Genomic DNA, 14902 nt, shown 5'->3' on the forward strand with positions numbered 1-14902 from the left:
CTTATTATTTGACCTTTTCGATGTAAAAACTTGTCTGTTCTTCTAAACTACGCAAATATTCTTCCTCATAGTCATAAAGAGGCGTTGGATACTCACCATCAAAATAAGCTACACATAGTCCTCCATTGGGAGCATTTGTGTCGATACCGATGGCTTCAATCATCCCCTCAAGAGAAAGATAGGTCAGGCTATCTGCTCCAATAATCTCACAGACTTCCTCAACGGTGTGGTTGGCTGAAATCAGTTCCCGACGGGTTTGAATATCGATACCGTAAAAGCATGGATACTTGAGCTCTGGACTGCCGATTGCCACATGGACTTCTGCTGCACCCGCTTCTCGCAAGAGCTGAACAATCCGCCGGCTAGTCGTCCCACGCACAATGGAATCGTCAATCATAACCACACGTTTGCCCTTAACAACCCCAGAAACAGCAGACAACTTCATGCGGACTCCCTGCTCACGGAGCTCCTGGGTTGGTTGGATAAAGGTACGCTGAGTGTACTGATTTTTCACCAAACCCATCTCATTAGGTAAACCGGATTCTTCAGCAAAACCCATAGCAGCGCTGAGAGAAGAATTTGGCACACCGACCACAATGTCGGCTTCATGTTGAAATTCCTGCGCTAAGCGTTTGCCCATATTTTTTCGTGCCGTGTGGACATTGACTCCATGAATAGTCGAATCAGGGCGGGCAAAGTAGACATATTCCATCGAACAGATCGCCAATTGGGTATCACTTGTGTAACTATCATAGTGGATACCCACATCATCTATGATGACAATCTCTCCAGGTTCGACATCCCGTACCCACTCAGCTCCAACTACTTCAAAGGCACAAGTTTCGCTGGCAATAACCCAGGCTCCATTTTTCATCTTCCCGATAGATAGGGGACGAAAGCCATTTGGATCCAAGGCCGCAATCAACTTGTCCTCTGTCATCAAGAGATAGGCAAAGCCTCCCTTGACAATGCTCAAAGCCTCCTTGACCTTGCCCATAAAATTTGGATTGTGGCTGCGACGAATCAGATGCATGAGGATTTCAGTATCTGACGAGGCGTTGAAAATAGCACCTTGCGCTTCCAATTCTTTTCTCAGAGAAATTGCATTGGTCAAGTTCCCATTATGGGCTAAGCCAAAAGCTTCATCATGAAATTTATAAAGAAAGGGTTGGATATTTCGAATGTCCGCTGAACCAGCTGTGGCATATCGAACATGTCCGATTGCCGCATTCCCTTTTAACCCTTCCAAATCAGCTGGATTTTTAAAAACTTCAGATAAGAGTCCTGTAGCTCGATGTCCATAAAGCGTTCCCTGATTGTTCGAAACAATCCCTGCCCCTTCTTGTCCACGGTGCTGCAAGCTATGCAGACCAAAATAGGTCACCTGAGCAGCCTGCGGATGTCCCCAAATACCGAAAACACCGCATTCTTCGTTGAGTGATTTAACTTCGTATGTCATATTTATTTTCCTGTAAAATAGCGAACTGCTGAAACAAAGAGACCTTGGTCTTTCTTACCTGGAATATTTTGGAAAAGACCGTCCTCGTAACGCTCCGAGTGTCCCATTTTCCCGATAATCTGACCATTTCGGCTGGTGATTCCTTCAATAGCATGGCTAGAACCGTTTGGATTATATTTAGAATCCATGCTAGGCTGACCTGCAAAGTCAACGTATTGGCTGAAAATCTGCCCATTGTCACGCAAGGTAGTGAACTCCTCGTCCGTCACCACGAATTTTCCTTCCCCGTGTGAAACTGGGATAGCGTGAATGTCACCGACTTGAACACCTGCTAACCACGGTGAGTTGACATTGGCAATCCGCGTTTCCACCATTTTGGCAACGTGCTGGTTGGCATCGTTATAAAAGAGGGTTGGACTGGTTTCTCCCGCCTCCTCAAAGTTTCCATACGGCAGCAAACCTGATTTGACAAGAGCTTGGAAACCATTACAGATACCGATGATAAGGCCACCTTTTTCGATAAAACTGTCAATAGCAGAGCGAACCTTGGCATTTCGTAAGATAGTCACGATAAACTTAGCAGACCCGTCTGGCTCATCCGCAGCAGAGAATCCACCTGCAAAGAAAAGAATATTAGCTTTGGCAATGTTGTCAACCATAGTATCCACAGAGCCTTCAATGCACTCTGCATCCAAGGTCACAAACGGAACTAGATTGACTTTTGCACCAGCCTGTTCAAAGGCTTTAGCCGAGTCGTATTCTGAGTTGGTTCCTGGGAAGACTGGGATGTAAACAAGCGGTACTTCTACTGTTTCCTTGGCTTGTAGAACTGCTGAACTGGTAATTGCTGGAACATCCTGTAAGTCTGTCGCCTGTTCAAAGGCTGTTGGATAGACTTCTTCCAACTTACCTTCAAAAGCAGCTTGTAGGTCCTGTCCAGCTAGGCTGACACCGTTGACAAGAATTGTAAAGTCAGTAGTCGTTTGTCCGATTTTCACCGCATCTGGAATGACTTCATTCGATGTGAAGACAAAGCCACCTAGCTGACCTGTTAGACTAGTTTCAAGCTCCGCCAACTCGACTTCTGCACCAAACTGGTTACCAAAGGACATGAGGGCTAAACTTTCTAGAACACCACCATACTTGACTGCACTAGCAGCCGTAATCACATAATCGCTCTGCCATTTTTCAAAAGTCTCAAAATTAGACTTGATCAAGGCAAAATCAATGTCTTCTGACAAAATCTGACCTGGTAAGTAATAAATGTGCTCGCCAGCTGCTTTGAACTCAGGCGAGAGGACCTTGCGGCTGTCTGCCGTTGTCACGCCAAAGGCCACCAAGGTCGGCGGAACTGTCAAGTCCTCAAAAGTACCAGACATGGAATCCTTGCCACCGATAGATGGCAAGCCAAGCTGGATCTGAGCCTCTATAGAGCCCAGAAGTGCTGCAACTGGCTGACCGAAACGTTCAGCCTGCTTGTCCATCCGCTGGAAATATTCCTGGTAGGAGAAGCGAGCCTTGGACCAGTTGGCCCCTGTTGCCACCAAGCGAGCAGTCGCTTCAATGACCGCGTAGGCTGCTCCATGGTAAGGAGACCAGTCTGCCAGATAAGGATGATAGCCCTGAGCCATGACAGAAGCAGTCGTTGTCACACCGTGTTGAACAGGCAACTTCTGCACAGAACTTTCGGTCGGAGTCAGCTGGTGACGACCGCCGAGTGGGTGGTTGACGGTTGAACGACCAACAGATGAGTCGAAAATGGTCTGCAAACCTTTTTGACTAGCATGGTTGAGGTCTGACAACAGTTCTTTCAAGTCTTCTTGCAGGGTTTCAGCAGATGTTTTACGCATTTCTGGTAAATTGACAGTGCTGTCAACCACCTTGGCATCAACGACTACACGCACACCGTTGGTATCAAGGAAGGAACGCTCCAAATCAACAATGGTTTGACCATTCCAAGTCATGACCAGGTTTGGCTTTTCAGTGACTTTGGCTACGACAACAGCATGGATATTTTCCTGACGGCAGGCTGCGATGAAGGTATCGACATCTTGAGGACGGATAACCACACTCATCCGCTCCTGTGATTCAGAAATGGCAATCTCCGTACCATTCAGGCCTGCGTACTTGAGTGGAACTTTATCCAAATCGATTTCAAGACCGTCCGCCAATTCCCCAATGGCTACGCAGACACCTCCTGCACCAAAGTCATTGGATTTTTTAATGAGACGAGTGACGTTACCATTTCGGAACAAGCGTTGGATTTTGCGTTCTTCAATGGCATTTCCTTTTTGGACTTCCGCACCAGCTGTTTCCACAGACTCAACTGTCTGTACCTTGGACGAGCCTGTTGCCCCGCCGATACCGTCGCGACCTGTTTTGCCTCCTAACAAGATAACCACATCGCCTGCGACTGGTTTTTCACGAACCACATTTTCCTTAGGAGCAGCACCGACAACGGCACCTAATTCCATGCGTTTTGCGACAAAGCCTGGGTGGAAATACTCACGCACATAGGTGGTCGCCAGACCGATTTGGTTTCCGTATGAAGAATAGCCATGTGCCGCTGTTTTCGAAATGATTTGCTGTGGCAATTTGCCTGGACGAGTTGCTGTCAGTGGCTGGGTAATATCGCCCGCACCTGAAATCCGCATAGCCTGATAAACATAAGAACGACCTGACAATGGATCACGAATGGCACCACCGATACAGGTTGCGGCACCACCAAAAGGTTCGATTTCCGTTGGGTGATTGTGGGTTTCATTCTTAAACATGAGGAGCCATGGCTCTTTTACGCCATCTACATCCACTTCAATTTCTACCGAGCAGGCATTGATTTCGTCTGAAACTTCCATATCATCCAGACGACCATTTGCTCGCTCATAACGGCCAAAAATCGTCGCCATATCCATGAGCGTCTGTGGCTTATCTGTCCGACCCAACTCAGTTCGCATAGCAAGATACTTGTCATAAGTCGCCTGCAATTGCTTGTGGAATTTTGAAGCTGAAAAGTCAATAGACCTAAGTTCTGTCTCAAATGTCGTATGGCGGCAGTGGTCACTCCAATAGGTATCCAAAACCTTGAGCTCTGTTTCGGTTGGCACACGACCAATAGACTTGAAATAATCCTGAATAAAGAGCAGGTCTTCCACTTCCATGGCCAAACCAGCCTCACGCTTGTAAGTCGCAAACTCCTCCGCCCCATAGCCTACAAAAAAGTCCAAGGTCGGAATAGTCGTATCTGACACCGAAAACTCCTGAGCCACCAAAGGAGCATCCAAATCCTTGAAACGCGAATCCACAGGATTGAGCAAATAGTTCTTGATAGCAACTAACTCTTCTTCCTGCACATCACCGTTCAAGATGTAAAGCTGGCCTGTATTGACACGCACCTCCTGGCGACTGCCCAACAAGAGAAGGGCCTCTTGACTGCTGGCAGCCCGCTGGTCAAACTGACCAGGCAAAGCCTCAATAGCAAAATAAACCGCGTCTTCCAAGCCCAGTTCCGCTTCCGACAAGACCTTGTCCGTCACCTGCTCAGTAAAGATGTGCTTGATGGCCTGCTCTAACAAGTCCTCCTCAAGATTGAAAACATCGTAAATCTGCACTAACCGCAAACTTGACAGGCTTGTCAACTGCAAATTATGAGTCAACTCCTTACGAAGAGTCTCCGCCTTAATCTGAAAATCCGCCTTCTTCTCAACAAAAATCCGCTTCGCCATTTTTTCCAATCCTTATTTCACTTCTTGTAACTTTGCCAATACGACCTCGTAAACCTCGGTCAAATCCCCGAGACCCCGACGAAAAACATCCTTGTCCAGATGGTTGCCATCCGCATCCCATAGACGACAATTATCCGGAGAAAACTCATCCGCCAATACAATCTGACCAGAAGAGTCAATCCCAAATTCTAGCTTGAAATCCACCAAAGTCAACCCAATCTGAGCAAACAAGTCCTTCAAGAAACTATTGATACGACGCGTTTCTTCCTTGATATAGGCAATTTCTTCTGAACTAGCTAGATTAAGAAAAGCAATATGTTCATCGTTTATAAAAGGATCGTCTAACTCATCTTTTTTATAGTAAAATTCCACGATTGGAGTAACTAATGTAATTCCTTCTTCTACCCCAAAACGTTTTGAAAAAGAACCAGCGGTCACATTTCGCAAAACCACCTCCAGCGGAATAATCTCCACTTTTCTATTCAATTGCTCTGAATCTGACAAACGTTTGATAAAATGCGTCTTGACTCCAGCTTCATTCAACTTTTCAAAAATCAAGGATGAAATCAGATTGTTGAGCCGGCCCTTGCCCACAATCTGTTCTTTCTTACCACCATTAAAAGCTGTCGCCTGGTCCTTGTAAACCGCAACAATCTGGTCACTATCAGCCGTAGCGTAGATGTCTTTTGCTTTTCCTGAATAGAGAAGGTCAGTTTTCATGAGAATGTTCGCCTTTCATAAAATATTCTAGTCTTTTCGTTTATTCTATCACATAATATTCGTGTTAACAATTAAAAATCTAAAATACTATCGAATAAAAAGAAAAACGCCCGTAATCTACGAACGTTCTTTTAATTGACTCCAAATAAAATCCACAATATCTGCTAATGTTTCAAAGCGCTCAATCGCGGCATCTGGAACATCGACACCAAACTCGTCTTCCAAGGTCAATACGAATTCCATAATTTCCACTGAATCCGCAGCTATATTATCTGCTAATGAAGATTCTGCCTGCACTTGAAAATCATCACCCTTCTCCTCTTGGATAATGGCAACAACCCGCTGATAAACCTGCTCTTTAGTCATTACTGTCCTCCACTACTGAAAATTTCGCCACTGATTTTTCGACAATACCAGCCTCCAAAATCGAACGCGTCTGCTTAATGGTATAGAAAATCGACTGGGCATCACTAGACCCGTGCGCCTTGATAACTGGAGCCTTCAGTCCGAGCAAGACAGCACCGCCAGCCTTCTTATAATCCATAGCCCCCAGTGCCTTTTTAAGAGTCGGCTTGACCAAAAGACCACCCAATTTAGCACGCAGACCGCCATTTTTGATAGAGCCCGTCAACTGACCGACGATGGATTTGGCCGTTCCCTCAATGGTTTTCAGCACAGCGTTTCCCGTGAAACCATCCGTCACAACCACATCCGCCACGCTGTTGAGCAGCTCACGTGCCTCCACATTACCGATGAAGTTGATGGACTTGTCTTCTGACAAGAGTTTATAAGCCTCTTGGTGAACTGGCGTGCCCTTGCTATCTTCCGTACCGTTGTTCAAAAGGGCTACACGAGGTTGCTTGACCCCACGCACATGCTCCGCGTAAAATGAGCCAAGGATACCATACTGATAGAGGTGATGGGCTGTATTTTCAGCATTTGCTCCCAGGTCCATCATATCAAATCCCTTACCGTCCATAGTCGGCAAAGTAGACATAAGACCAGGACGGTCGATATGCTTGATACGGCCAACCACAAAGACACCTGCCGCCAAAAGAGCTCCTGTATTGCCAGCCGATAAGACCGCATCTGCCTGACCATCCTTGACAGCCTTGGTCGCTAGGACCATAGAAGCCTCTTTCTTACGACGAATCGCCTTGACAGGCTCATCATCTGAATTGATTTTCTCTGTCGTATGGATAATGCTGACACGCTCTGTTGCGGTCAAATACTGCTTGATTTTAGCCTCATCACCATAAAGTTGAATTTCGATGTCTGGAAAGGCAGCCAAGGCTTGATTGACACCTTCTACCACTGCCTGAGGGGCGTGGTCCCCACCCATGGCATCTACTGCAATACGTTTCATTCTGTTTCCTCATTTTCTGTTCTTGGTTTCATAATCTGTCCCCAAGAAGACAAATCATCTATAAATTTCTTGGATTTCAAGTGGATACCCACATATTCCTCATAAACTTGGTCGATAAAAAGCCGTAACTTCTGCTTCATCTCAGGCTTGATGGAAATAGTTTCCAAATCATCAAAGGAAATGGCCTGAAATTGATCAAGTAGGTAGGGAACATTAGGGTCCAGATAAGCCCGCTTCTCATCATCCTGATAGTGTTGCGGACACAAGACACCGCTGTACTTGTAGGAATAGTCAAAAGGCAAGCCAACCCGATGACAAAAAGCACACTCATGAAAATTCAGGCTGACACCAAAACGTCCCAAGAGCTGAATTTCAAAGATATTGGTCAAGACTTCATAATCCAAACCCGACTCCATCAAATCCAAGGTCTTGACCAAAAAAGCAAAGAGGGCTGGATCATAAACCTTATCCTGCAAGGCAGCATCTGCCAAGGCCAGGATATAGGTCGCATAGCTGAGCTTAAAAATATCACCGTTAATATCCTTAAACGGCTGTACCTGATGAAAATCTTCGATATAAGATAGACCATCATCATTGATTTTGACGATAAAATCCGCATAGGTCAAAGGCTGAATAGCAGCAACCAGCTTGGACTTAGAAGCATGTTTCACGAAAAACATTCGCTTGCCAGCCTTCTCCGTAAAAATCTTGACCAGCTTGTCATCTTCTCGAAAATTCCGATTATAAAGGACTAATCCTCTGGTTTCAATTCGTTCCATTTTCTTCTAGATACTCTTTCAAGCGAGCCATAGCCGTCTGAATGGTCTCCATACTTGCTGCGTAGGAAATCCGCACATATCCTTCACCATACTGACCAAAGGCTGCACCTGGAATAAAGGCCACCGCTTTCTTTCTCGCAAAGTCTTGCAAGAAGCTAAAGGAATCTTGATTATAACCCGCAGGAATTTTTGCAAAGATATAGAATGCACCGTCAGGCTTGATAATCTCAAAGCCAAGGTCCGTCATCTTCTCGATGATGTAATCCCTACGCTTGACGTACTCCGCCCGCATCGGAAGAGCATCATCCTTACCGTTTTTCAAAGCCTCAACCGCACCATACTGCATAGCAGTTGACGCTGCCGTCACAAGATACTGGTGACTCTTGATGATTTGAGCGATAATGGGAGCCTGACTCATAATCAAGCCAATCCGCCAACCTGTCATGGCATGGGACTTGGACAAACCCTGAATCAAAATTGTCTGCTCTGGCAAAAACTCTGCAATTGAAGTATGAGGCTGACCAGTATAGGTCAACTCCGCATATACCTCATCCGACAGGACAAAAATAGGATACTTACGCAAGACATCTGCAAAGGCCTGAATCTGCTCACGAGAGTAAGTCACCCCCGTTGGATTGGCAGGATAGTTGAGAATGACAGCTTTTAGCTTATCCCCCTGCTCAATAATCGCCTCTTCCAACATCTCAGGTGTCAACACAAAATCATTTGCCGTCGTATCGATTTCAACGATTTCTGCTCCTACCATATTAACAATAGGCTCATAGCCAGGATAGGCAGGGGCAGGTAAAAGAACCGTATCCCCAGCCTCCAAAATAGCTACAAGGCTTGCTGACAAAGCCTCTGTCGCACCGATTGTAGAGAGAATTTCTGTATCTGGATTGTAATGCAAATTATATTTTTCAGCCACAAACTCCGCCGCAGCCTGACGCAACTCCAAAAGTCCAGCCATACCAGTATAATAACTCTTGTTCGCATCGATAGCAGCCTTAGCTGCTTCTTTTACATGGTCTGGCGTTGTAAAATCAGGCTCTCCCAAAGTCAGTTTCAAAATCCCTGGAACATCTGAAATGGACTGATCAAACTGACGAATCATCGAAACTTCGATGCGGTCTAAATTCTTATTAAAACGGTCATGTAACTTCATAGCAGGCCCCCTTAAACTCATAATTGTATTCGAACTAAAAAGCTAGTGATTTAGATATAGTCATTTGAATTAACTTTGATACATCGTCACTTTCGGCTTGCCGTACTTCAGTACAGCCTGCACCTCAGTTCCTTGTCTGAAAGCTCTTCACTCGACTATAAATCCCCTTGAAGTCCTACCAACTTCCGAGCAGTTTCCTAACATCATACGCTTTTCTTAATGTTCTCATTAATTATATAAGAATATTATACCAAAAAGAAGAGCCTGACGGCTCTTCCAACTATTATTTGATAATCTTTGTTTCAAATAGAGGTGATAGTGGACGTTTTTCATGGATACGAATAATGGCATCAGCCAACAAGTCAGCTGTCGAGATGTGCTCAATCTTGTCAATCAAACGTTCTTGAGGAATCTCAATAGTATCCAAGACCACCAGTTTTTCAATAGCTGACTTGGTGATATTGTCCATAGCTGGTCCTGACAAAACAGGGTGGGTACAAGAGGCATATACAGCTGTTGCACCAGCCTCCGCCAAGGCATCTGCCGCATGACAGATAGTCCCTGCCGTGTCAATCATATCATCAATTAGGATACAAGTCTTACCCTCGATATTTCCGATGATATTCATAACTTCAGATGTATTCATCTTATCGACACTACGACGCTTGTCAATAATTGCAATTGGAGTTTTCAAGAATTGCGCCAGTTTACGAGCACGGGTCACACCACCATGGTCTGGAGAAACCACCACATAGCCATCACCTGTCATCCCACGACGCTCAAAATAATCCGCAATAAGTGGTGCCCCCATCAAATGATCCACAGGAATATCAAAGAATCCTTGAATCTGGGCAGCATGGAGGTCAATGGTCAACAAACGATCCACTCCAGCAGTTTCCAGCATATTAGCAACCAATTTTGATGTGATTGGCTCACGAGCACGAGCCTTACGATCCTGACGAGCATAGCCGTAATAAGGAACAACAACATTTATCGACTCAGCAGATGCCCGTTTCAAAGCATCTACCATGATCAAAATTTCCATTAAATTATCATTTACAGGTGAACTAGTAGATTGAAGGATGAAAACGTGACTGCCACGAATTGATTCTTCAATATTTACTTGAATTTCACCATCTGAAAATTGACGAACACTTGATTTCCCCAAAGGAATTCCAATTTTTTTTGCAACCTTCTCTGCTAACTGTTGATTGGACGAAAGTGCAAACAACTTTAAGTCGGTAAACGCCATGATATCCTCCTAGATTTTTCTACTCTACTATTTTAAACCTTTTTAGACCAATTTTCAAACAAAAATAAAGACCAATTCCATCTTACCCCAGAAAAATAGACCCTTGTTACCAAAGGTCTATGAAAGATGATTAAGGATAAATGTAACCTGTTACGCCATTAGCTGCTGGATTGAACCAACCACGGAAGTTACCAACATATTGGTTCCCGTTATAGTTTGATTCCACAACTTGGATTTGAGATCCATTTACAGCTGTTACAACCGCAACGTGTCCGTATGCACCAGAAGTCCAAACTGCTACCGCGCCGACTACAGGTGTCGAACCAGTACTGAAGCCTGCCGCAGATGCTGAGTAGAGCCACTGGTTAGCATTACCCCAGTAGTTGCCAACCCAAGGAGCGGCTTGTTTTACACCCCAAGTACACTGACCTACTGGATATGTATTGCCACTGCTACTGTTTCTTGATGCTACAGAAGCATTATTTGATGCTGTGGTTGTGGTAGTTGTTGTAGTAGTTGTGCTAGAAGCCACTGTTGTGGTAGCGGTAGCTGGCGCAGCTTGAGTGGAACTTGCCACTGCTGTTGAAGAGCTACTAGCTGCTGGTGTAGAAGCTGCCGAACTTGCACTAGATTGTGCTGGTGTGGCTGCCGGAGCTGATGTTTGGACAACTGCTGCTACAGCCTGCTGTTGTTGTTGCGCCAACTTAGCTTGCTGTGCTTCATAGGCTGCTTGCTCTTCTGCTGCCTTACGAGCTGCTTCTTCTGCTGCTGCTTTTTGCGCTAGCAAAGCTGCTTTTTCATTTTCAGCGGTTGTTTTTTCAGCTGCAAGGTTCAATTGTGCAACTTTAAGAGCTGCTTCTTGTGTTTTCAATTCTTGAGCTGCATCGTCCAATTTTTTCCAGTTTGCTTCAACTGTATTGATAGCTTCCTGGTTAGCTTTTTGTTTTTCTTCGATTGCGACTTTATCAGTTTTTTGCTGTTCCAACATACGGTTGTTTGCTGAAACAATTTCACGCATTGCATTAACACGTGATAAAGCATCAACGATATTTTTTGAATCGAGGATTGTATTAATGTAAGAGCTTGCTGAGCCATCTGTCTGAGCACTACGAGCTTGCTCTTTCAAAGCGGCATCGCGAGAAACGATATCAGCAGCCAAACGTTCGATTTCAGCACTCAAAGCTTTTGATTCTGCTTCAAGACGCTCATTCTCAGCAGTTAATTCAGCTTGCTCTGCAACGATAGCATCTACTTGAGCTTGAAGAGCATCAACCTGCTCTTGAGCAGCTTGTTGTTGAGCTGTAATTGCGTTGATTTTTGCATCTTGTGCAGCAATCTGACTATCTGTGTTTGCTTGCACAACAGCTACATTTCCTGCTTGAGTTAATACAATTGTACTCAATAACAATGTAGCCATGATTTTTTTCTTCATACGAATGAACTCCTCTAAACTCTTCTATTCTTTATGACATTACCATTTTAACAAAAAAAATGCGTAAATATATTACGCAATTATTACATTTCTATGTCTTATTTGTAATTCCAAAAAGCCGATTTAACAAGGGGTTTGAGATGATGAATAAGAGGCTATTAAAGACTAATGTCGGAAATAAGTAATACATGATAAAAATAAATATTGACAGATTTGTCATTCCAAAGAGACGTGCTAAGACAAAGCTTGAGGTTTCAAAAAAGAATGTCCAAATCACCAAGAGTGAAAGAATTGAAAACCAACGGAATTGAATTTTTTCAAAGAGAGAAGCTGTGAAAAAAGCCATTAATGGAAAAATACAGGTCGCCATTCCCAAAATATTGAAATAATAGATATCGTACAAAAGCCCAAAAAAACTGAACCAAGCAATCAAACTAAACGTTGAAAAATACGGTATGGCATACAGTGCAACAATAAAAAATAATTGACTGCTAATCGACCAAATACCAGGTGCAAAATTCCCCAATAAATGAGTAATTTGCCCGTCTAAAAGAAAACTGACAAATAAAATCAAGGGCGAAAATAGAATAAGTTGGCGGAACTTCATCATGACATCACCACCAATACGGAATAAATAGTTGAAAAATCAGCTGTTGGTTCAATATAAACTTGACGATTCAAATTCCCAGAACTCGTTACTACTTCACTTACTGTCCCAATTTGGATATTAGCTGGACTAGTTCCTGCTAGATCACTCGTTACAACAGCATTACCAACCGTCAAATCAGCGCTGCTATTTAATTGTGAAATAATCAATCGATTGCTATCCGTGTCATAGCCTGATAAAATTCCGTAAACATCTGTATCCCCATTTTCAATACGAATGGCAATTTTTTTCAAGTCATCAGAATTCGTCAACAATGACACCGCAGCAGAATCATCATACACATTTTCTACCATCCCAATCAATCCACCATTCGCCATCACCAACTGCCCTTCCAAAATACCACTACTGCTCCCTGCGTTAATCGTTAACGAATTGACCCATGACGCGGGATTACGTACCAAGACATTTGCAGAAAGAAAGGTTGCTAATTGATTGGAAGAAACAGTTCCCAAATCAGATTGGAGGGCAGCTAACTCTTCTTTTAAAGATGCATTCTCAGCTTTCAAAGAATCCACTTCTGCAAGACCTGCCTTCAACTCCTTATTCTCTTGATAAGTATTCATCAAATCAACAACAGCATCCTTCTGAGCTGAAATATAATGTACAGGAATTGATAAAACTGAGTGAATAGCATCAAACGAAGAATGCACAAAAGGTGTTATATATGGAATTGTAACAGATTGCTGAATCGACAAAAACAGCAATGAAAAAGAAACCACAAAAAAAAGTGATACAGCAACAATAGCCTTAGCAAAACGATTCATAGATAACCTCAAACAAGAAAAAGATACAAGAAAACGAGAATATCAAAATGATAATCTCGTCTACTACGGAGAATAAGGGATTCGAACCCTTGCGCCAGTTACCCGACCTAACGATTTAGCAAACCGTCCTCTTCAGCCTCTTGAGTAATTCTCCAATATATTAATGGGCACGAGTGGAATCGAACCACCGACCTCACGCTTATCAGGCGTGCGCTCTAACCATCTGAGCTACGCGCCCAAGGTAAGAACTTGGGTATAATGGCGCGAGACGGAATCGAACCGCCGACACATGGAGCTTCAATCCATTGCTCTACCAACTGAGCTACCGAGCCAAATTGCGGGAGCAGGATTTGAACCTACGACCTTCGGGTTATGAGCCCGACGAGCTACCGAGCTGCTCCATCCCGCGTTAGTAATAAGGAGGATGTGGGATTCGAACCCACGCACGCTTTTACACGCCTGACGGTTTTCAAGACCGTTCCCTTCAGCCGGACTTGGGTAATCCTCCAAAAAAAGTGGACCTTGTAGGACTTGAACCTACGACCGCTCGGTTATGAGCCGAGAGCTCTAACCAGCTGAGCTAAAGGTCCAGCAACAAGTATAGCGGCGAAGGGGATCGAACCCCCGACCTCCCGGGTATGAACCGGACGCTCTAGCCAGCTGAGCTACACCGCCATATAACAAAATCGGGAAGACAGGATTCGAACCTGCGACACCTTGGTCCCAAACCAAGTACTCTACCAAGCTGAGCTACTTCCCGATATCATTAAAAATAAACCTCCCCTAATGTTCTACATTAAGCGAGTGATGCACCCTAGAGGAGTCGAACCTCTAACCGCCTGATTCGTAGTCAGGTACTCTATCCAATTGAGCTAAGGGTGCTCGTCATGCCGAGGACCGGAATCGAACCGGTACGATGTTGCCATCGCAGGATTTTAAGTCCTGTGCGTCTGCCTGTTCCGCCACCCCGGCCTCTCAAAGCGAACGACGGGATTCGAACCCGCGACCCCCACCTTGGCAAGGTGGTGTTCTACCACTGAACTACGTTCGCAATCTTGTCTTAATGCCGGCTACATGACTTGAACACGCGACCCTCTGATTACAAATCAGATGCTCTACCAACTGAGCTAAGCCGGCCTATTATTATTCTCTATGCGGGTTAAGGGACTTGAACCCCCACGCCCGAAAGCGCCAGATCCTAAATCTGGTGCGTCTGCCAATTCCGCCAAACCCGCATATGACTCGTGCTGGGCTCGAACCAGCGACCCATTGATTAAAAGTCAATTGCTCTACCAACTGAGCTAACGAGTCGAAAACAAAATACAAACCACGTTTGCTCTATTTTCAACTTCAATATATCAAAAGACATCTTGAACGGTCCCGACGGGAATCGAACCCGCGATCTTCGCCGTGACAGGGCGACGTGATAACCGCTACACTACGGGACCTATGGGAGTTAACGGGATCGAACCGCTGACCCTCTGCTTGTAAGGCAGATGCTCTCCCAGCTGAGCTAAACTCCCTATTTGCTAAGCGACTACCGTATCTCACAGGGGGCAACCCCCAACTACTTCAG

General features: G+C 44.7%; 11 protein-coding genes and 16 tRNA genes. All 27 read right to left on the reverse strand.

The window, feature by feature from the left end; genetic code table 11:
* Positions 1 to 4 precede the first annotated feature (4 nt).
* On the reverse strand, positions 5 to 1459 hold the full coding sequence (gene purF / locus J5566_RS09555; protein WP_208563088.1) for an amidophosphoribosyltransferase: 1455 nt from the start codon (positions 1457 to 1459) through the stop codon (positions 5 to 7).
* A gap of 2 nt (positions 1460 to 1461) precedes the next feature.
* Complete coding sequence (locus tag J5566_RS09560; RefSeq protein WP_208563089.1) at positions 1462 to 5181, reverse strand: phosphoribosylformylglycinamidine synthase; 3720 nt, start codon at positions 5179 to 5181, stop codon at positions 1462 to 1464.
* Positions 5182 to 5193: 12 nt separating this feature from the next.
* Positions 5194 to 5901, reverse strand: coding sequence for a phosphoribosylaminoimidazolesuccinocarboxamide synthase (purC, locus tag J5566_RS09565; protein WP_105160531.1), 708 nt, complete (start codon positions 5899 to 5901; stop codon positions 5194 to 5196).
* 117 nt (positions 5902 to 6018) lie between these two features.
* A complete protein-coding gene (locus J5566_RS09570) occupies positions 6019 to 6267 on the reverse strand; it encodes a phosphopantetheine-binding protein (protein WP_105160532.1) in 249 nt (82 codons plus the stop codon).
* On the reverse strand, positions 6260 to 7267 hold the full coding sequence (plsX, locus tag J5566_RS09575) for a phosphate acyltransferase PlsX (RefSeq protein WP_105160533.1): 1008 nt from the start codon (positions 7265 to 7267) through the stop codon (positions 6260 to 6262). Before plsX ends, J5566_RS09570 begins: the two co-directional genes overlap by 8 nt.
* On the reverse strand, positions 7264 to 8046 hold the full coding sequence (gene recO, locus J5566_RS09580) for a DNA repair protein RecO (RefSeq protein WP_105160534.1): 783 nt from the start codon (positions 8044 to 8046) through the stop codon (positions 7264 to 7266). Before recO ends, plsX begins: the two co-directional genes overlap by 4 nt.
* Positions 8033 to 9211 carry a pyridoxal phosphate-dependent aminotransferase gene (locus J5566_RS09585; protein WP_208563090.1) on the reverse strand — a complete coding sequence of 393 codons (1179 nt, stop codon included), beginning with the start codon at positions 9209 to 9211 and terminating at the stop codon, positions 8033 to 8035. The genes recO and J5566_RS09585 overlap by 14 nt, the downstream gene beginning before the upstream one ends.
* A gap of 283 nt (positions 9212 to 9494) precedes the next feature.
* Entirely contained in the window at positions 9495 to 10463 is a 969-nt protein-coding gene (locus J5566_RS09590) for a ribose-phosphate diphosphokinase (RefSeq protein WP_208563091.1), read from the reverse strand.
* Positions 10464 to 10593: 130 nt separating this feature from the next.
* Complete coding sequence (locus tag J5566_RS09595; RefSeq protein ID WP_208563092.1) at positions 10594 to 11895, reverse strand: PcsB-like coiled-coil domain-containing protein; 1302 nt, start codon at positions 11893 to 11895, stop codon at positions 10594 to 10596.
* Between the two features lie 91 nt (positions 11896 to 11986).
* Complete coding sequence (gene mreD / locus J5566_RS09600; protein WP_208563093.1) at positions 11987 to 12505, reverse strand: rod shape-determining protein MreD; 519 nt, start codon at positions 12503 to 12505, stop codon at positions 11987 to 11989.
* Entirely contained in the window at positions 12502 to 13326 is an 825-nt protein-coding gene (mreC, locus tag J5566_RS09605) for a rod shape-determining protein MreC (protein ID WP_208563094.1), read from the reverse strand. The genes mreD and mreC overlap by 4 nt, the downstream gene beginning before the upstream one ends.
* A gap of 66 nt (positions 13327 to 13392) precedes the next feature.
* Positions 13393 to 13480, reverse strand: a tRNA-Ser gene (locus J5566_RS09610).
* A gap of 10 nt (positions 13481 to 13490) precedes the next feature.
* Positions 13491 to 13564 (reverse strand) — tRNA-Ile (locus tag J5566_RS09615).
* Positions 13565 to 13585: 21 nt separating this feature from the next.
* Positions 13586 to 13658 (reverse strand) — tRNA-Phe (locus J5566_RS09620).
* Positions 13659 to 13661: 3 nt separating this feature from the next.
* Positions 13662 to 13735, reverse strand: a tRNA-Met gene (locus J5566_RS09625).
* A gap of 9 nt (positions 13736 to 13744) precedes the next feature.
* A tRNA-Ser gene (locus tag J5566_RS09630) sits at positions 13745 to 13834 on the reverse strand.
* An 8-nt stretch (positions 13835 to 13842) separates the two neighbouring features.
* Positions 13843 to 13916: transfer RNA gene (locus tag J5566_RS09635), tRNA-Ile, on the reverse strand.
* Positions 13917 to 13927: 11 nt separating this feature from the next.
* Positions 13928 to 14001: transfer RNA gene (locus J5566_RS09640), tRNA-Met, on the reverse strand.
* An 11-nt stretch (positions 14002 to 14012) separates the two neighbouring features.
* Positions 14013 to 14086 (reverse strand) — tRNA-Pro (locus J5566_RS09645).
* Between the two features lie 48 nt (positions 14087 to 14134).
* A tRNA-Arg gene (locus J5566_RS09650) sits at positions 14135 to 14208 on the reverse strand.
* A 6-nt stretch (positions 14209 to 14214) separates the two neighbouring features.
* Positions 14215 to 14298: transfer RNA gene (locus J5566_RS09655), tRNA-Leu, on the reverse strand.
* Positions 14299 to 14305: 7 nt separating this feature from the next.
* Positions 14306 to 14377 (reverse strand) — tRNA-Gly (locus tag J5566_RS09660).
* Positions 14378 to 14390: 13 nt separating this feature from the next.
* Positions 14391 to 14463: transfer RNA gene (locus tag J5566_RS09665), tRNA-Thr, on the reverse strand.
* Positions 14464 to 14479: 16 nt separating this feature from the next.
* Positions 14480 to 14561 (reverse strand) — tRNA-Leu (locus J5566_RS09670).
* A 3-nt stretch (positions 14562 to 14564) separates the two neighbouring features.
* Positions 14565 to 14637, reverse strand: a tRNA-Lys gene (locus J5566_RS09675).
* Between the two features lie 64 nt (positions 14638 to 14701).
* Positions 14702 to 14774 (reverse strand) — tRNA-Asp (locus J5566_RS09680).
* Between the two features lie 2 nt (positions 14775 to 14776).
* Positions 14777 to 14849, reverse strand: a tRNA-Val gene (locus tag J5566_RS09685).
* Between the last annotated feature and the right edge of the window lie 53 nt (positions 14850 to 14902).

Source organism: Streptococcus suis, assembly GCF_017601095.1.
Taxonomy (GTDB): Bacteria; Bacillota; Bacilli; order Lactobacillales; family Streptococcaceae; genus Streptococcus; species Streptococcus suis_Z.